The organism is Novosphingobium sp. P6W (genome assembly GCF_000876675.2).
In the GTDB taxonomy this organism is placed as follows: Bacteria; Pseudomonadota; Alphaproteobacteria; order Sphingomonadales; family Sphingomonadaceae; genus Novosphingobium.
On sequence record NZ_CP030353.1, the window covers coordinates 672695 to 689714 of the forward strand.

Sequence of the window (17020 nt, forward strand, 5' to 3'; positions counted from 1 at the left end):
GACAGTGTTCGATTTTACGCCTATAGGTTCCGTCACGACAGGAGAGCAGGACCCATGACATCCATTCTCAAGCGACTGGTGCGCGATCTCGAAGCGCCGATCGAAGCGCGGGGCTTCGGTACCGGCTGGTTTTCCGGCTTCTTCGCCTTGCTGCTGGCCTTTGCGGGTCTGAGCTTCGTCGCGGCTCTGCGTTGGCCCGGCTGGCTGGCCACTCCCGAACTGGCGCCGGTCCTGGCATCGTCCGTATTCCGCATCGTCGTTCACGCCACTCTGCTGGGCGCCTACGCCCTGGCGCTGCTCAGCCTGTTGCTACGCCCGCGCAAGGCGCTAGGCATGACCGCCTTGCTGGTGGCACTGGCCGGCACGGTGCTGGGAGGCGCGTCGGTGCAACCGCGTGAGATGCACGACTGGGGCATCTTCTTCGGCGCTGACTTCTTCGCGGTGAACCTGATCGCCACGGGCCTGATGTTTGCGCCGCTGGAGCGCATCGCCCCCCATCGCGGCAAGCAGCGGCTGTTCCGGCCTGAATGGAGCGAGGACCTGTTCTACTTCCTCGTCAGCTCGATGCTGGTGCAGATCGTCACCTTTCTTGCCCTGGCGCCATCGAGCTATCTCAATGCCCATGGAGAGACTCTGTCGGGTGTACGTGCCACGGTGAGCGGGCTGCCCTGGATCGTCCAGTTCATCGCGGCAATGTTCCTCACCGACCTTACACAATACTGGTTCCACCGGCTGTTCCACCGGATCCCGTTCCTTTGGGGCTTCCATGCCGTGCATCATTCGGCCCGCTCGATGGACTGGCTCGCCGGGGGGCGGATGCACTTCGCCGAGATCGTCCTCCTGCGCGGGGTGACTTCGCTGCCCCTGCTCACGTTCGGCTTCCTGCCCTCGGTGATGCAGGCCTACATCGGCCTCGTCTACGTCTACTCGTCGCTGATCCATGCCAACGTGCGCGGCAATTTCGACCGCCTGGGCCAGTTCTTCGTGGTGCCGCGTTTCCATCACTGGCATCACGCGCTGGAGGACGAGGGGATCGACAAGAACTTCGCCATCCATTTCCCTTGGCTCGACCGTCTGTTTGGGACCCACTATTTCCCCAAGGGCCAGTGGCCGCAGGGTTACGGGGTGCCCGAGGCCGTTCCCCAAGGCTATTTCGCGCAGCTGCGCTATCCTTTCATCCGCCAGGCCAAGTGACGTGGGGCGGCGATCCGACCACGGCCGTGACGAACTGCGCGAACTGATCCTCTCGACCGGTCAGGAAGTGATGGCGGAAAGCGGCTACGCCCGCTTTTCCGCGCGCGAAGTCGCGAAGCGCGTTGGCTATTCGGTCGGCACGATCATGCACATCTTCGGCAACGTCGACTTGCTGGTCATGACGATCAACAGCCGCACCTTCGCGCTTTGGTCGCAGTGGATCGAGGCGCGGCTAGAAGGAGTGGAAGGCCGCGAGAGGATCGTGGTCCTGGTCAGCGGCTACTTCGATTTCGCGGCCAGCAACGTCAACCTGTGGGCCGCGATCTACGAACACCGGGTTCCTGCTGGGCTGGAGATGGCCGAAAGCCTGGTCGCCGAACGCGTGCGCCTCACCGACATCATCCGGCGCGAGGTGGGCTCGCTCCTGCCCGAAGACGATCCCGACCGGATTGCCCGCCTCACCAGTTCGCTGATCGCCACGGTCCACGGCCACTGTGCCTTCGCGCTGGGCGGCAGCTTCGCGCTGATGGGCGAGGTCGCGCCGCTGGAACTGGCGGTAGCCCGCGTGATGGAAGTTCTGCAGGCCAATTGCGCAGCACGCGGCGCGTGAGCGGGCGGCATGTCAGCTCTCTTCCCACGTTCCATTTTCGCACGAGGGTAGGTCAGGGCACGTTCTGGCCATGCTCCCGTTGAAATCCCACCTGGCCCGCCCGGCTAATTACCAATCGCAAGGCGACACCTTTTCCCTCGGACCGTGCAAACCGTGCAAACCGTGCAAACCTGTGTCGCACATCGGGCACCGCTTTTATTCATCCATTCGGAACGCGGGGATTTCGCAGATCGCCGGGCTCACAGAATGCACCCCATAAGCTGGCAAAATTACCGGTCATGCCGCATTTAAGTGATCGTCATTCGGCCCCGAACGGTTTGAGAAAGAGGATCGAAAGATCCTTTTGCGGACGCCAGTCGCGCTTGCGCATTTCGAATGTGGTCGGGCCGATCTTCCTGACGCCTTCGCCGCAAAAACTGACCAGCGCCTGCGGCGTGCCCTTGTCCACGACCAGGCGAAAATCACCGATGGGCTTCTTCCAGTTCCCACCGGTGACGAGGATATATTCGATCCAGCTTTCCGAATAGCGCGGACCGCTGCCGCCTTTCGCCGAGCGGCGCAGGGTCGCCAGAATCGACGGCTCCACGCAGTATACTTTGACCGTATCGTTTTCCCAGTCCTGGCCGATGCCTGTCATCACCGTTCCGCCGACGGAAGGCTTGTAGCGATGTTCAATCGTCACCTGCTTTCCCGCCGGAAACGCCTGCAACCAGTGGTAGGTCGTCCGCAATATCCACAGCCCTTCGTCGTCTTCGCCGATGAGACCGAGCTTCCTTGCCTCGATCCGCTTCGATTCCGGCAATCTGGCTATGGCGGCGTCGGTCGCCCCCATGTGAAGGGCGATCGGAACATGGTGCGCCGCCAGCCAGGCGCTATGGTCGGTGTCCCCCACCATCGCTTTCTGTTCCAGTATCGTCCGGACCGGCTTGCCATCCACCAGCGTCGTGAAACCGAGGATGTTAGCGGGGGCATCGACGGGCACCGACACGTCCCCCTCGAAAAAGCCCTCCCCGCCGATATCCGGCATCGGGAATGCGACACGCACAGTCGTGTCGCGACCGCTGCTGTTCAGGAACCGATACCGCACCCGAACCGCATCGCGCGATATGTAGAGGTCCTCGGACTGCATTTCGATCGCGTCGCTCTTTGTGAGCACCAGGCCCCCCGCAGCGAGTTGCGCCGAGGAATCATTCGCTCGCGCAGTTCCCGCAGCCAAGGCAACCGCTCCCAGCGCAAGCGCTACCGCGCCCCCCGTTACTGCCTTCACGGTCTTCTCCCTGTGCTTCTCAGCGGCTCCGCCACATTGATGGCAGGCATGCCCTTGCGCCGTCAAATAATCGTTGACCACCTGTTCGGCCGGACGATCTTCGTCCGTGCTTCCCGCGTCATCGGCCACGGCTGGCGCGATCGCCGACCTGTAGATAATGCTCAAATCTGAGATGCTCTTAATCGAAATAACGATGTGTCGAAGCTGGAGCGACCTGGTCGTGGCAGGATACGAGAAAATGTGCGTCGCGACCGGCTCCCGCGCTTCCGGCGTGAGATAGAGCCACTTGTAGCGATGTTGATGGTCCGTGCCGCTGGCACGAATTGCGCAATCGGGCTAGGCGATCCTCCGGCTGCTGCGTCCATCCATCCCGCGAGCCACCTCGCCCGCCAGCGTGACCCGGCGCATGACCCGATGAGCACCGTTGTAATCATCGATCGCGTAATGCTGTGTCGCGCGGTTGTCCCATATCGCCACGTCACCGACACGCCAGCGCCAGCGCACGGTGTTCTCCAGCCGCGTGACGTGGCTCTGGAACAAATCGTACAGACGACGCCCCTCGTCCTGCCCGTGGCCGACGAAGCGCTTGAAGAAGCTGCCCAGCACCAGCGCTCGCTCGCCGGTTTCGGGGTGCACGCGCACGAGTGGATGCTCGGTCTCGATGATGGTCGAAGCGAAGGTCGCCTGATAGGCGTCCAGCGCCGCGTCGGGGGCTTCCTGATTGGCAGTGTAGTCGTAATCGTTGCTGTGCACCGCCCACAGCCCATCCGCTAGGCCGCGCAGCGAAGCAGGCAGGCGCTCGTAGGCACTGACGCAGTTGGCCCAAGTCGTGTCGCCGCCGGCAGGCGGGACCAGCACCGCGCGCAGGATCGAGATCGCCGGATAATCGGGCACGAAGGTCACGTCGGTGTGCCAGCTGTTCGCCTTGCCGCCACGGTGTGAATCGAGTTCAAGCAGGAAATCGCCACCGTCGCCGGGCAGGGTTGGGTGTCCGACCGGCGTTCCCAGCGTCCGCGCGAACGCCTGGTGGGCCCCATCGTCAAGATGTCCCTGCTCGCGCAGGAAGACCACCTTGTGCGTCAAGAGCGCTGCGCGGATCCCGGCGACGGTCGCCGCATCGAGATCGCCTCCGAGCTTCGCGCCGGTGATCTCGGCACCGATCCGCCCGCTTACGGGCAGGACCTCGAGGCGCGTTGCGGTGATCGTCATTGCAAGGGTGCTCCCGAATTAGCGTGGGCTAGATCATGTTCGCCGATCAGCCAGGCGGCGATGGTGTCGGCCAGGGGATTGGTCGCGTTCGCGCGCACCGGACGGACGATATGATAGCCGCGATCGCTCGAAAGCGGCACGTCGCTCAACCGCACCAAACTGCCGTTCGCGACGAGGTCGTCGATCAGCGGAGTCCAGCCGATGCCCACGCCCTGCCCCAGCAGCACCGCCTGCAGCACGATCTGGTAATTGTTGAACACCAGTTCCTGATGGCGCCTGGGCGGCTGCGCGCCGATCCCGGCGAACCATTCATCCCAGTCGAACCAGCGCTGCGGCGAATTGCTGCGCAAGTGCAGGAGTCGCATCCCGGCGATGTCTCCGGGGCTCAGCGGCAACTTGCGGTCGCCCAGATAAGCGGGCGAGCAGACCGGATAGACCTCCTCGCGAAACAGCAGGCGCGACGTGCAGCCCGCCCAGGCGCCGCGCCCGAACAGGACACCCAGGTCGAAATCGGCGGAGGACGCGTCGATCTCGGACTGGGTGGTGACGAGGCGGATTTCTACCTCCGGCATCAGTTCGGACAAGGCCGCGATGCGCGGCATCAGTCACCAGGCGGCAAAGCCGAAGTCGGTGAGGATATCGAAAGTGCGCTCGCCGCCCAGTCGCCGCACCGATGTGACCCCGTCCGCCAGCGTGCGCAGCCGCTGCTCGACCGAAAGGTGGAACTGAGCACCCGCCGAAGTGAGCGCGACGCCGCGATGCTTGCGGTCGAACAGCGCGATGCCCAGGTCCGCCTCCAGCTGCGAGATGTGCTGACTGACCCCCGCCTGCGTCATCGCCAGTTCCCCGGCAGCGGCCGAAAACGTGCCGTGCCGCGCCGCCGCCTCGAACACCGCCAGGCTCTTGAGAGGCAGTCTTCCGAAGCCGGTTGATATCAATCCCACTTATCGCACCCTTAAGAAAATAGCGGCTTCACTCGTGCCCAGGGATCTCTCTATCTAATCCCAACCAAATCACTAGACAATATGAGTCGATGGCAACGAAGCAAAACTTTCTCCTGATCATGGCCGACCAGCTTACGGCGGGGGCACTCCCGTTCCTTGGCACGTCGCCGGTGAAGGCGCCCAACCTCGCGCGGCTAGCGGCCCAGGGCGTGTCTTTCCGCTCGGCCTACTGCAACAGCCCGTTGTGCGCGCCGTCGCGCTTCTCGATGCTGTCGGGCCAGCTGCCCTCGCGCATCGGCGCCTACGACAATGCCTGCGAATTTCCCGCCACCACGCCTACGATCGCGCATCACCTGCGACTGGGCGGCTATCGCACGATCCTGTCGGGCAAGATGCACTTCGTCGGCCCTGACCAGCTCCATGGCTTTGAGGAGCGGCTAACCACCGACATCTACCCCGCCGACTTCGGCTGGACGCCCGACTGGACGAACTTCGACGAGCGCCCGACGTGGTATCACTCGATGGATTCGGTACTGACCGCAGGCCCTGCGGTACGCACTAACCAGCTCGATTTCGACGAGGAAGTGGTCTTTACCACCCGCCGCAAGCTGTTCGACATCGCGAGGGGCCGAGGCAGCGAAGGCGGTGACCACGATGCGCGCCCGTTCTTTCTCGTCGCCTCGCTCACCCACCCGCACGATCCCTTCGCGATTCCGCGCAAGTACTGGGACCTGTACGAAGATGCAGACATCGAGCCGCCCCGCGTGTCGTTGCCACTCGACGAACTCGACCCGCATTCGCGCCGCCTTCGGCACGTCTGCGGAAACGATCTCGATGCCGTCACTGAAGATCAGGTCCGCGCAGCGCGGCGCGCCTATTACGGCGCGATCAGCTTTGTCGACGAACAGGTCGGCCTGATCCTCGACACGCTGGAGGAAACCGGGCTGGCCGACGATACCGTGATCGTCGTGTGCAGCGACCACGGCGAAATGCTCGGCGAACGGGGCCTTTGGTACAAGATGAACTTCTTCGAGGCGGGATCGCGCGTGCCGCTGATCGTCAGTGCGCCCGGCCGCATCGCCCCGCGCACGGTGGACGCGAGCGTGTCGCTGGTCGACCTGTTCCCCACCCTGCTCGACCTCGCCGGGCTGGAGCCCCACCTTGCCGCGCCGATCGACGGGCGTAGCCTCGTGCCGCACCTGGAGGGCAGCGAGGGCCATGACGAAGTCATCGGCGAATACCTGGGCGAAGGTGCCCTCGCCCCGGTCGTGATGATCCGGCGCGGCCCGTGGAAATTCATCCATTCGCCCGCCGACCCCGACCAGCTCTACGACCTGTCGGCCGACCCGGACGAGTTGCGCAACCTCGCGCAGGCCCCGGAGCACGCGACCCGCATCACCGCATTCCGGGACGAAGTGGCCCGCCGCTGGGACCTCGCCGCCATTAAGCGCGACGTCATCGCCAGCCAGCGCCTCCGCCGCATCGTTTCCGCCGCCAACGCCACCGGGCGACTCCAGTCGTGGGACTGGAACCCGCCGCGCGACGCCTCGCGCGAATACATCCGCAGCCACATGGACCTCGAAGTGCTGGAGGCGGTCGCCCGCTTCCCGCGTGTCCGCGGCGCATGATCAACGATAAAACGCAGGGGACTACACATGACACCATCCATCCGCACCGCCGCCGCCCTGTCGGGTAGCCTCAGTGTGCTGGCGTTGCTGCTGGCCGCGCCAGCCTTCGCCGACGAAGCACCCGCAGCCGACGACGCGGGCTCCTCCTACAGCGGCGAGATCGTCGTCACCGCGACCAAGCGTTCGGCCAACCTGCAGGACGTGCCGCTCTCGATCACCGCGATCGGCGGAGCGGACATCGCATCCAAGCAGATCCGCGACGGCATCGGCCTCGCCCGGCAGACCCCCAACCTTGCAGCGGAATCGGCGATGGGCGCCGCCATGCCGCGCTATCGCCTGCGTGGCATCGGCACCAACGACTTTACCCCCACCGCCACCTCGGCAGTCGGCGTCTACGAGGACGAGGTGTTCATCTCCGCAGGTTCGGCGCAGAGCGAGCCGCTCTACGACCTCGACCGCGTCGAAGTGCTGCGCGGCCCGCAAGGGTCGCTGTGGGGCAAGAACACCACGGCGGGCGCGATCCATTACGTCACCACCAAGCCCAGCGACACGCTGGCCGGCCAGGGCCGCGCCGTCTACGGCAGCGACAACACCGTCGAACTGGAAGCCGGCGTCGGCGGGCCCCTGGCGGACAAGCTGAACGTCCGCGTCGCGGGCGTCTACAAGAGCCGTGACGGGCAGTACCACAACGACTTCACCGACAGTAAGGCCGGCGGCTACGACATCTGGGACCTGCGCGGCCAGCTCGGCTACGAGTTCACGCCAGATGCCACGCTGCTGGTCAAGGTCCACGGCGGCGTCAGCAAGCAGCGCCAGCCGCTGCAGCACGTCGGCCTGCTGGCAGGCGGCACCGACTTCGACGGCTATGCCGAACGCGATAGCGAAACGGCGCTGAGCAACAACGGCTCCGACTTCACCCGCGCCCGCCGCTTCGGCACCGACGCGCGGCTGGACGTAGACCTGGGCGGTGTGCGCCTGATCGACATCGCCTCCTACGAGAAGTCCAGCTCGCTCATCTACTCGGACGACGATGCCAATCCGATCTCTAAGTACCACGAGCGCTACGGTGGTTCGTCGCAGACATTCACCAATGAACTGCGCCTGGAATCGCCCGATGGCGAACGCTTCGGCTGGATCGTCGGCACCTATTTCCTGCACGACAAGACCAACAGCTTCGGCCAGCTCGGCCTCTACAGCCCGATCAACTTCGGCGTGGACGGCGCCGCCTACGACTTCGACACCAAGACCGACAACGTTGCCGGCTTCGCCAGCGTCAGCTACGAAGTGACACCGCAGTTCAAGCTGACCGCAGGTGGCCGCTACACCTGGGAAAAGAAGAGCATCGACGGCATTGCCTACGATTATGCGACGCAGGCCGATGACGTGTTCGACACCAGCGTACCCAGGAACGTCTACATCGACACCGCCAACGATATCTACCTCGACGGCGCGGGCGGCACCCTTGCCCCGGTGCCGGGCAGCCGCTCATGGAAGAAGTTCACCTGGGACGCCTCGGCCGATTACAAGGCGACCGACGACGTGCTGCTGTTCGCCCGCGTCGCGCGCGGCTTCCGCTCCGGCGCATACAACACTTATGTCGCCAGCCCCGGCGACCTTGGCGTCTACGATCCGGAAACGCTCACCTCCTACGAGGCGGGCATCAAGACGAGCTGGCTTGACCGCAAGGTGACGTTCAACGCCACCGCCTTCCACTACGACATCGACGACATGCAGGTGACCGTGCTGCAGAGCGTCGGCACCCGCACCCAGAACGCGGCGTCGGCGCGCGTCAACGGGTTCGAGATCGAAGCTGCGGCGCGGCCTTTCGCCGGGCTCTCGCTCAGCGCGGGCTATGGCTTCCAGGATTCCAAGTACAAGGGCTTCACCAATGCTTCGGTGCCGTTCCCGATCAATCAGGGCGCGCCGCTGGACCTGTCCGGCCAGTCGCTCGAACGTGCGCCCAGGCACACGCTGAACCTTGCGGGCAGCTACGAGGTCGCCGTAGGTTCGGGCACGCTGACGTTCAGCACCGACTGGCGCTATACCAGCCGCTACCGCTTCCACACTTGGTCGGACGCCACCAACAACAATCCCGCGCCCTTCCTTGCCGACCCGGCGATCCGGGCGCTGGTGCGCGACACCTTCAGCCAGGACGCGCTCTGGCTGGGCGATGCGCGCGTCGCCTACCGCACCAACAGCGGCATTGAAGTTGCCGCGTGGGTGAAGAACCTGACGAACGAGTACTACCGCACCAACACCTTCGGCATGTTCTTCAACCGCTCGATGAGCACCTATCCCGGCGAGCGCCGTACCTACGGCCTTTCCGCAGCGTACAGGTTCTGATCGGATGACTGATGCGCCGCGCAAGTCGCTCGCTCCGACCCGGATCGCCACTTTCGCCGCCATCGGCGCGGCGACCGGCGCGGCGCATATCGGCAACAACTTCACCACCTATCTCGTCGGTGGCCTGATCGACCGCTATGACTTCACGCCCGTCCAGATGGGCGCGTGGAGCATGGCCGAGACGCTCGCCTACGCCGCCGCCATGTTTCTCGTGGCACCCCGGGCGCAAGCAATGAGCGCGCGTAGCTTGGCGAGCGTTGCGACGGTGCTGGTGGTCGCGGCGCAAGCGGCATCGGCCGGATTTGCGCTGTACCTGCCACTACTCGCAGGGCGCGTGGCGACCGGGTTCGGGTTCGGCCTGATGAACAGCGCGGTCAATCTCGCGGCGGGGCGGACCGACCACCCTGCGCGCGCGATCTCAGCGGGGATCGCGGTGCAGACCCTGCTGTTCGCGGCGGTCAACATCGGCCTGCCGATGGTGGGCGCCAGTCACGGCGTTGCGGGGATGTTCACGGCGCTCGCGGGCCTCTCCGCCGCGCTCGGCCTCGGCACGCTGCTCCTCCCTTCGGGCCGCGCGCCTGCGCCGGTGCACTTCGCCGAAAGCCCCCTTCGCGCCCCGCTCGGCGCCTATGGCTGGCGCGTGCTCGCGGCGATGGCGCTGTTCGCCTTCGGCAGCCTCGCGATCTGGCCGTTCATGGAGCGCGCCGCTCATGCCATCGGCCTGCCTGCGACCACCTTCGGACGCTACCAGAGCCTGGCCACCCTGCTGAGTGCGCTGGGCAACCTCGCCCTCGTCGCCGTGGTGGCCCGCCTGCCTCGGGTCATGCCGCTCGCGCTGGCGCTGGGTGCCTGCGGCGTGGCCTGCGCCCTGCTGACGACGGTGACCGACCCGCGTTTCTTCGGCGCGGCGCTGATCCTCTACAACGTCTCCTGGTTCATTACCTATCCGCTGCTGCTCGGCCTCGCCTATTCCACTGACGCCACCGGGCGGCTGGCGGTGATGACCACGGGCACCTGGCTGCTGTTCCAGTCGTTCGGCTCGCTCGGCGCCGGCTTCATCGCGCAAGGGTTCGGCGGCTACCAGCCGATCGGGCCGTTGGGGCTCGTCGCCTGCATCTTTGCTGCCGCAGCCGCCTGGCCACTGGCGACGCGGTTCGACCGAGCGCGGATCAATGCGGCGCCGCTGCTGGAAACAGGTTGATGACCAGCGCGCCCGCCAGGATCCGCCCGATCCCGGCGAGTGGCGGGCAGCCGAGAGTCTGGCGGCACATTGTAGCATACGACTGTCAGCACGGTAGGCACAAACCGGCTGGAACCGTCCGTCGCCTCGAGCGCCGGCGTCGCGAATGCAGATATGTCCTACGAAACCCGGCAGCATTCGCCCGTCGCAAGGCCTGTCCCATTCTTTCAACGGGAACCAGATGACGCATCGAGTAATCAAAGGCGTCTGAGTGAAGAGGCGCGGCTATCTAGAAAAAGCGGTTGGTTGGCCGAGCCAGGCCGAGGTGGTCGCGCAAAGTGGTACCAGTGTACTCCTTGCGGAATATGCCCCGACGCTGCAGTTCAGGAACGACCTTGTCGGTGAAGTCCTCCAGCCCCCCGGGCAGCCAGGGGAACATGATATTAAAGCCGTCCGAGCCGCGTTCCTCCAGCCAGGCTTCCATTTGGTCAACGATCGTCGTTGCCGATCCCACGAATGCCAGCCCAGCGTAGCTGCCCGCCTTCGCCGCAAGTTCGCGGATGGAGCGGCCCCGCGCCGCTTCGACCATACGGTCACGGCCAGATTTGCTCGCGTTGCTTTCGGGAATTTCAGGCAGCGGGCCGTCAGGGTCGAAGCCTGAAACGTCGTAGTCGAGAGCGATCGACAGCGAGCGTATGCCGCTGTCGTAGTGCACCAGGCTATCGAGATGCGCGCGCCGCGCCTGCGCCTCTTCGTCGATGTCGCCTACCACGACGAAGGCGGCGGGCAGAATCTTGAGGCTGTCCGGATCGCGGCCGAGCGCAGGCATCCGGCCCTTAACATCGGCGTAAAACGCCTTGCCGCGCTCGAGCGTGTCGGCGGAGCCGAAGATCACCTCGGCGGTCTGGGCGGCAAGCTGGCGGCCGGGTTCCGAGGCGCCGGCCTGCACGATCACCGGCCAGCCCTGCACTGGCCGCGCAATATTGAGCGGCCCGCGTACCGACAGGAACTCGCCCTTGTGATCGAGCACATGGAGCTTGCAGGGATCGAAGAACACGCCCGTCTCGACATCGCGCACGAAAGCGTCGTCGGCCCAACTGTCCCACAGACCGGTGACGACATCGTAGAACTCCCGCGCGCGCGCATAGCGCGTCTCGTGCGCGAGGTGCTGGTCACTGCCGAAGTTATGCGAGGTTTCCGGATTGCCGGTGGTGACGATGTTCCACCCCGCCCGGCCCTCGCTCAGATGGTCGAGCGAAGCGAAGCGCCGGGCGATGTGATAGGGCTCGTCGTAAGTGGTGGAAGCCGTGGCGACGAGGCCGATCCGCTCGGTCGCCCCGGCCAGCGCCGAAAGCAAGGTGAAGGGCTCGAACGAGGTCGCGGTGTGGCTACGCTTCAAGGCGTCGATCGGCATGTTGAGCACGGCGAGATGGTCGGCCATGAAGAAGGCGTCGAACTTCGCCGCCTCCAGCCGCTGCGCAAGCCGCCGGATCAGCGGGAAGTTGAAGTTCGCATCGGGCGCGGCGCCGGGATAGCGCCAGGCCCCGGTGTGGATCGAGATCGGGCGCATGAAGGCGCCCAGGTGCATTTGGCGGGGGTGGGTCATGGCCGTCTCAAGGTAGCTCTAGGCGAGGCCGGTTCAATGGCGAGTGAGTTGTTGGGAGCGGACAGGATGTAACGTCTGCGCACCGGGTTGCGAATGACGCATCAGCCTGCTTGCGCCGCATCGATCGACGTCGCGGTCTGGCCGAACAGGATGCGCCGGGCCTGCTCGCTCTGCGGTGCGTGGGCATCAGGATTGACCTCGTCGACCAACGCGTAGGCACGGGCGACAGCGGGGCGCCGCGCGATCACCTCGAACCACCGCTTCACGTTCGGAAACTCGTCCAGGGACTGGCCCTGGCGCTGCCATGGCACAACCCACGGATAGCAGGCGATGTCGGCGATCGAGTAGTCTTCACCGGCCAGGAACGGGCGGTCGGCCAAGCGCTTGTTCAGCACGCCGTAGAGCCGATTGGTCTCGTTGGTGTAGCGCGCGATCGCATAGGGTATCTCCTGCGGCGCAGCATGACGGAAATGATGGTTCTGCCCCGCCATCGGACCCAGCCCGCCCATCTGCCAGAACACCCACTGGACCGCCTCGCTGCGCCCGCGCAGATCGGCCGGGATGAACTGTCCGATCTTCTCGGCGAGGTACTGCAGGATCGCGCCGGATTCGAACACCGAGAGCGGCGGCCCGCCGTCAGCCGGATCGTCGTCGACGATCGCCGGGATACGGTTATTGGGGGCGATGGACAGGAAGTAGGGCAGGAACTGCTCGCCCCGGCTGATGTCCACCGGGGTGATGCGGAAAGGCAGGTGCGTTTCCTCCAGGAAGATCGTGATCTTGTGTGCGTTGGGCGTGGTCCAGTAATACAGGTCGATCATCGCGATCTCCACAGGGGCGCGTTGGCGCAAGGGCCGTTCAGGTGGGCTGGGTGACGAGGCGCAAGTACGGTTTCTGCTTGGTCAAGCTGCCGCCGGCCTATTCGTGAGAATGGAGCCTGCCTTCGGTGGAGTTCTGGGTGAAGCCTAGAACCGAATCGGAGAGCTTGAGGGACATCGACGTATCCTTTGCTGAATACTGGGCGCGGAAAGGAGCTGCGAAGCGCGCGAATGGCTGTCCAAGGCGCGGTTCACCGGTTTCGAGGAAGTCGCCTGACGCTGTCGTCCAAGGCGGGGGCCGGGTCGCACAAGCGGCCACCGACGCGTTTCCGAGAGGCATGGCCGCTTGCGGAAAGCCTGTTCAACCTATGGTCCGGGCAGGCAAAGTCAACAGCAAGATTTCATTGGCCGCGACCTAGCCGGGCTTGTCGACGCCCGAGAAGGTGAACCGGCTTCCAGAGCGGCGAGCTTGCATCGGTTATGCGGCCCCACGTCAACGATACCAAGATTCGCGAGCGCTACCGCCCGTCTGGAAAGGGTGTCGAATGCCGTAGCGACTTTTGATTGCCTTCAGCAAAGATATTTCTCTACCTACGTGATAGAGAAATATCTTTGCTGAAGGGGCGCGCGTTAGATTCACTCGGATGACTGCATCCATTGATACCGTTCGCCGCTCATGGCTTCCCGGCTTCGGCGTGCAAGTGCTGCTAGGCATGATCGTGGGCCTCCTGGGTGGGCTGATCGTACGAGGGCTGGATCCGCAAGGAGGCGCCGCCGTGGGCGCTACCGCAGCTTTCCACACGGCGGCCCAGATATTCGTACAATTGCTGCGAACACTCGTCCCCCCGCTCGTTTTCACCGCCATCGTCGCTTCGGTTGCTGCTTTGCGCGGGCTCGACAATGCCGCACGGCTGGTCGTCCATACGCTTGTGTGGTTCGCGATCACCGCCCTGATCGCGGTAATCATCGGCATCGCATTGGGCCTATGGATACAACCCGGCCTGCACGCCGGCATTGCCCGGACCGCCGCTCAGGCCCCGGCCTCGGTCGGTAGCTGGCTCGATTTCCTGAACGGTCTGGTGCCGGCCAACTACTTGGGCATTTCAGCTTCAACGAACTTCGAAAACGGCAAGGCGAGCACGTCGGTCTCGTTCAACGTCCTGCAGATCATCATCGCTGCGGTAGCCGTAGGCGCGGCGGCCGTGCGCATCGGCGAGCGCGCGGAGCCGTTCCTCACATTCATGACTTCGGCCAACATGGTACTGCGTCAGTTGTTGCGCTGGCTCATCGCCCTCACCCCGGTCGGCTCCGCCGCACTGCTCGCCAATGCCGTGGTGAGTTATGGATGGGATACACTGTCCGCGCTGGGCGGCTTTGCCGCCGCAGTTTACGCCGGGCTGGCGATCGTTCTGTTTGGCGTTTACCCTGCGCTGCTTCTGCTGCATCGGATCGACCCGCGCAGGTTTTTCGCCGTGTCCTGGCCTGCGATCCAGATCGGCTTCCTCTCGCGCTCCTCGGTCGGCACGATGCCGGTCGCCGAGGAAGTGACCGAGCGCCTAGGCGTCCCCCGCGCCTATACCGCTTTCGCGGTTCCGCTGGGATCCACGACGAAGATGGATGGGTGCGCAGCGATCTATCCTGCGATCTCGGCGATATTCGTGGCGCAGTTCTACGGCATCGCGCTGCAGCCTTCGGACTATGTGCTGATCGCCTTCGTGAGCGTCATCGGATCAGCGGCGACCGCGGGCCTCACTGGCGCCGTCGTCATGCTGACCCTCACTCTGTCGACGCTCGGCCTGCCCCTGGAAGGCGCCGGATTGCTGTTGGCCATCGACCCCATACTCGACATGGGACGAACTGCAGTGAACGTCGCGGGACAGGTGCTGGTCCCGGTGATCGTCGCAAAGCGACTGGGGTTGACCGAAATGGAAGGCGGCCCCGCCGCCTCAGGAAGTTATCAGGCTCAGGTGTAACCGCAAAGGCGGGGGATTGACGCCAGCGCGCTCAAATCGGCGCTCTCCACATTCGCCGATAATGCATGGCAGGCAGACGCTTCGCGGCTCGACATGACGCTGGTTTCGCAAGGAGTAATAGTACGATCGACCTCGTCGACGATGGCCTGGGCATCCCGCCCGCCGATGTCGGCCGTATCTTTGACCCCTCCTTCACCAGCAAGCGCGAACATTACGCACTGGGCTCGGGCTCCCCATCGCCCTGCATCGGATCGGGTCGATTTTCCTATTATTAGAGACCGGAAAGCTTCCCCCCGTCTCTATCTCCAATGACAGAATATACGTCGAGTGGCAGGACCGAAGTGGCGCGCAGCAGCAACGTCTCGCGTGCGCTGCTTAGTTCGGCGGAATGTGTCGCCCATGCGAGCGAACGTTCCAGCAGATCAATCAACTCACGAGAAGCGTTTCCGGCCGTTACGAAGGGCAGTCCCGGCGAAAGGTCGGTCCAGCCAATTTCGCGCACCCGTGCGACCAGATCGGGGCAATGGCGCCCAAGATGTGCAAAGGTCACCACGTCTATGGCGGCGACGGCTGCATTGCCCTTTGCCACGGCGCTCACGCTCTCATAGTGCGAACCGGTCACGATCGCTGCGGCGAAGAACGGAGCGCCAGGTGACAACGGCGCCACTGCCCGGCGCAGCAGTTCATAGCCGGAGTTGGACGATGTCTCGTTTACGGCGGCAACCGTGCCGCGCAGGTCCAACAGGCTCTGCGCCGGACTTTCGCGCCCTACCACGATGACACTGCGATAGAGCGGGCCCTTGCATCCGGGCGCGGTGTAGCAGGGTGTCGCCACATAGCGCAGGCGCCCCTTCCACTTCGTAGCGAATGGCAGGCCGCAGGTCTGTGCCAGCAACAGGTTCGGATCGTCCCAGATCTGGTCCAGCGGGCGGCCGCGATCGAGGTGATCGGGAACGCCGTCGAGCCCGTTGCGGCGCAGCCAGGTCGCTAGACCGCTCCATAGCGCATCGTTGGCGTCCTGGACCTCGGGCATATCGTACATGCCTAGCGACGCGACCCGCATCACGATCAGGGCCGATCGCTGTGCGCGTGGTCGGGATGCACAAGCCTATCGTGGCCGCGCAGCAGGTAGCGGCGTACCACATCGCCGTACCCCGAGTAGACGAGGCCACCGTTGTCGTAAGCCAGTCTCTCGCGGTGCTGCCGGTAGTAGTCGGGTAGTTGATACCAGGCGAGGCCGGGCCGCTGGTGATGGGCGACGTGCAGGTTGTTGTACAGGAAAAGCAGAGCGAACGGGCCGGCGCGCTCGACGGTCGCGACGCGGTGCCCGGGCACCGGTGCGGCGCGATGCTCCGCGAACGATCGCAGCAACGTCAGCGACAGGCCCGGATATACGAACATCAGCGCATAGCTCGCGAAGCCAATGCCGCAGCGATCCAGCCACCACACAAGCATGGCGCAGCCCGCCAGATGCGGGAGCCAGTCGCGTGCGCGGCCGATGGGATCGCGGATCAGGCCGGCCAGTTCACCGGCTAGAAACCGGCCCACCATGATCGCGGGGCCGAACAGGAGCCGGCCGAGCAGCGTCGCCTGCACGCGTTCGGCCATATGGCGCATACGTCCCAACTGGCTTCGATCGAACGCCAGATAGCGCGACTCCGGATCATCGAAAGGATCTGTGATGGCAGGCGTCGCATGATGCCCGAGGTGCGAGCGCCGATAGACCACAAAGGGCAGCCACAAGGACAGCGGCACGGCGCCGATCAGAGTATTGACCCCCTGCCAGCGCGTAGGATGGCCATGAATCACCTCATGCTGGAGCGATCCATGCCAGGCGATGAGCCAGCCTCCCGCAAGCACGACCAGCGCCGGGGGGAGACGGTGAGCCTCCGCCGTGAGCAATAGCCATCCCACGTAGATCGCCGCTGTCACCAACAGGGTCGGCCATTCGACCCTTGCCTCGTCCCGCCGTTTCTCCGAGGCGTGCCAGCCTGCCGGCTCGTGGTCGGACGCGGTCGGTCTTTCACTATTCCCACTTGTCATGCGGCATACATAACCAAATTAGTAGAGAATGTAAAAGAGGGCTTGTCTATCAGACCACAAAGCCCTGCTTGGGGTCAGAAGCTGACGGAACCCTCCATTCCGGACCCCCAGTTCTGAAATTGGACAATTCTCCGCGCCAGCAGCGTATAAACAGCCGCACGTTGGCCAGCGCCGTCGAGCGGTCCCACCAATGCCAAAAACCTTC

15 protein-coding genes are annotated in these 17020 nt (G+C 64.6%); 6 read left to right on the forward strand and 9 right to left on the reverse strand.

Translation table 11 applies throughout. The annotated features are described in order from the left end of the window. The first annotated feature begins 54 nt into the window (after nt 1-54). Together TQ38_RS19420 and TQ38_RS19425 are read left to right on the forward strand one after the other, a co-directional pair. On the forward strand, nt 55-1194 hold the full coding sequence (locus TQ38_RS19420; RefSeq protein WP_043975781.1) for a sterol desaturase family protein: 1140 nt from the start codon (nt 55-57) through the stop codon (nt 1192-1194). A 1-nt stretch (nt 1195) separates the two neighbouring features. Then, nucleotides 1196-1804, forward strand: coding sequence for a TetR/AcrR family transcriptional regulator (locus tag TQ38_RS19425; protein WP_043975783.1), 609 nt, complete (start codon nt 1196-1198; stop codon nt 1802-1804). A gap of 298 nt (nt 1805-2102) precedes the next feature. Here the strand turns inward: TQ38_RS19425 and TQ38_RS19430 are convergent, their stop codons facing one another. From TQ38_RS19430 to TQ38_RS19445, 4 genes are all read right to left on the reverse strand, one after another. Beyond that, nucleotides 2103-3200 (reverse strand): DUF4424 domain-containing protein, encoded by a 1098-nt coding sequence (locus TQ38_RS19430; RefSeq protein WP_052505741.1) that lies wholly within the window; start codon nt 3198-3200, stop codon nt 2103-2105. Between the two features lie 207 nt (nt 3201-3407). Continuing rightward, entirely contained in the window at nt 3408-4280 is an 873-nt protein-coding gene (locus TQ38_RS19435) for a TauD/TfdA family dioxygenase (protein ID WP_043975785.1), read from the reverse strand. Further along, nucleotides 4277-4882 carry a LysR substrate-binding domain-containing protein gene (locus TQ38_RS19440; RefSeq protein WP_052505742.1) on the reverse strand — a complete coding sequence of 202 codons (606 nt, stop codon included), beginning with the start codon at nt 4880-4882 and terminating at the stop codon, nt 4277-4279. Before TQ38_RS19440 ends, TQ38_RS19435 begins: the two co-directional genes overlap by 4 nt. A 3-nt stretch (nt 4883-4885) precedes the next feature. After that, nucleotides 4886-5224 carry a LysR family transcriptional regulator gene (locus tag TQ38_RS19445; RefSeq protein WP_082057701.1) on the reverse strand — a complete coding sequence of 113 codons (339 nt, stop codon included), beginning with the start codon at nt 5222-5224 and terminating at the stop codon, nt 4886-4888. Nucleotides 5225-5313: 89 nt separating this feature from the next. On the opposite strand from TQ38_RS19445, the gene betC reads away from it, so the two are divergent. Genes betC through TQ38_RS19460 form a run of 3 tightly spaced genes read left to right on the forward strand, consistent with a single transcriptional unit; the run spans nt 5314 to nt 10396 of the window. After that, the gene (gene betC, locus TQ38_RS19450; protein ID WP_043975787.1) at nt 5314-6852 is read left to right on the forward strand and encodes a choline-sulfatase; all 1539 of its coding nucleotides are present in this window, start codon (nt 5314-5316) and stop codon (nt 6850-6852) included. 27 nt (nt 6853-6879) lie between these two features. Then, complete coding sequence (locus TQ38_RS19455; RefSeq protein WP_052505744.1) at nt 6880-9195, forward strand: TonB-dependent receptor; 2316 nt, start codon at nt 6880-6882, stop codon at nt 9193-9195. Nucleotides 9196-9199: 4 nt separating this feature from the next. Next, a complete protein-coding gene (locus tag TQ38_RS19460; RefSeq protein WP_043975789.1) occupies nt 9200-10396 on the forward strand; it encodes an MFS transporter in 1197 nt (398 codons plus the stop codon). A 268-nt stretch (nt 10397-10664) separates the two neighbouring features. Here TQ38_RS19460 and TQ38_RS19470 read toward each other — a convergent pair whose 3' ends face one another. Together TQ38_RS19470 and TQ38_RS19475 are read right to left on the reverse strand one after the other, a co-directional pair. Then, nucleotides 10665-11981, reverse strand: a complete 1317-nt coding sequence (locus TQ38_RS19470; protein ID WP_043975790.1) for an LLM class flavin-dependent oxidoreductase — start codon at nt 11979-11981, stop codon at nt 10665-10667. Nucleotides 11982-12082: 101 nt separating this feature from the next. Beyond that, the gene (locus TQ38_RS19475; RefSeq protein WP_043975791.1) at nt 12083-12802 is read right to left on the reverse strand and encodes a glutathione binding-like protein; all 720 of its coding nucleotides are present in this window, start codon (nt 12800-12802) and stop codon (nt 12083-12085) included. Nucleotides 12803-13443: 641 nt separating this feature from the next. Here TQ38_RS19475 and TQ38_RS19480 point away from each other — a divergent pair. Further along, nucleotides 13444-14772: a dicarboxylate/amino acid:cation symporter gene (locus TQ38_RS19480; RefSeq protein WP_043975792.1), complete on the forward strand. Its 1329-nt coding sequence runs from the start codon at nt 13444-13446 to the stop codon at nt 14770-14772. Here the strand turns inward: TQ38_RS19480 and TQ38_RS19485 are convergent. Genes TQ38_RS19485 through TQ38_RS19495 form a run of 3 tightly spaced genes read right to left on the reverse strand, consistent with a single transcriptional unit; the run spans nt 14763 to nt 16815 of the window. Further along, nucleotides 14763-14984 carry a hypothetical protein gene (locus TQ38_RS19485; protein WP_043975794.1) on the reverse strand — a complete coding sequence of 74 codons (222 nt, stop codon included), beginning with the start codon at nt 14982-14984 and terminating at the stop codon, nt 14763-14765. The two genes, TQ38_RS19480 and TQ38_RS19485, sit on opposite strands and share 10 nt — an antisense overlap. Before the next feature lie 59 nt (nt 14985-15043). Beyond that, nucleotides 15044-15805, reverse strand: a complete 762-nt coding sequence (locus TQ38_RS19490) for a phosphate/phosphite/phosphonate ABC transporter substrate-binding protein (RefSeq protein ID WP_162792308.1) — start codon at nt 15803-15805, stop codon at nt 15044-15046. A 35-nt stretch (nt 15806-15840) separates the two neighbouring features. Continuing rightward, nucleotides 15841-16815 carry a fatty acid desaturase gene (locus TQ38_RS19495; protein ID WP_113942002.1) on the reverse strand — a complete coding sequence of 325 codons (975 nt, stop codon included), beginning with the start codon at nt 16813-16815 and terminating at the stop codon, nt 15841-15843. Between the last annotated feature and the right edge of the window lie 205 nt (nt 16816-17020).

What these genes read in the sequence shown, in the direction of transcription:
- TQ38_RS19420 (WP_043975781.1), top strand. Translation starts at nt 55, where the DNA reads ATGACATCCATTCTCAAGCGACTGGTGCGCGATCTCGAAGCGCCGATC.
- TQ38_RS19495 (WP_113942002.1), bottom strand. Translation starts at nt 16,815, where the DNA reads ATGACAAGTGGGAATAGTGAAAGACCGACCGCGTCCGACCACGAGCCG.
- TQ38_RS19480 (WP_043975792.1), top strand. Translation starts at nt 13,444, where the DNA reads ATGACTGCATCCATTGATACCGTTCGCCGCTCATGGCTTCCCGGCTTC.
- TQ38_RS19470 (WP_043975790.1), bottom strand. Translation starts at nt 11,981, where the DNA reads ATGACCCACCCCCGCCAAATGCACCTGGGCGCCTTCATGCGCCCGATC.
- TQ38_RS19460 (WP_043975789.1), top strand. Translation starts at nt 9,200, where the DNA reads ATGACTGATGCGCCGCGCAAGTCGCTCGCTCCGACCCGGATCGCCACT.
- TQ38_RS19475 (WP_043975791.1), bottom strand. Translation starts at nt 12,802, where the DNA reads ATGATCGACCTGTATTACTGGACCACGCCCAACGCACACAAGATCACG.
- betC (WP_043975787.1), top strand. Translation starts at nt 5,314, where the DNA reads ATGGCAACGAAGCAAAACTTTCTCCTGATCATGGCCGACCAGCTTACG.
- TQ38_RS19455 (WP_052505744.1), top strand. Translation starts at nt 6,880, where the DNA reads ATGACACCATCCATCCGCACCGCCGCCGCCCTGTCGGGTAGCCTCAGT.
- TQ38_RS19485 (WP_043975794.1), bottom strand. Translation starts at nt 14,984, where the DNA reads ATGTTCGCGCTTGCTGGTGAAGGAGGGGTCAAAGATACGGCCGACATC.
- TQ38_RS19440 (WP_052505742.1), bottom strand. Translation starts at nt 4,882, where the DNA reads ATGCCGCGCATCGCGGCCTTGTCCGAACTGATGCCGGAGGTAGAAATC.
- TQ38_RS19435 (WP_043975785.1), bottom strand. Translation starts at nt 4,280, where the DNA reads ATGACGATCACCGCAACGCGCCTCGAGGTCCTGCCCGTAAGCGGGCGG.
- TQ38_RS19490 (WP_162792308.1), bottom strand. Translation starts at nt 15,805, where the DNA reads ATGCCCGAGGTCCAGGACGCCAACGATGCGCTATGGAGCGGTCTAGCG.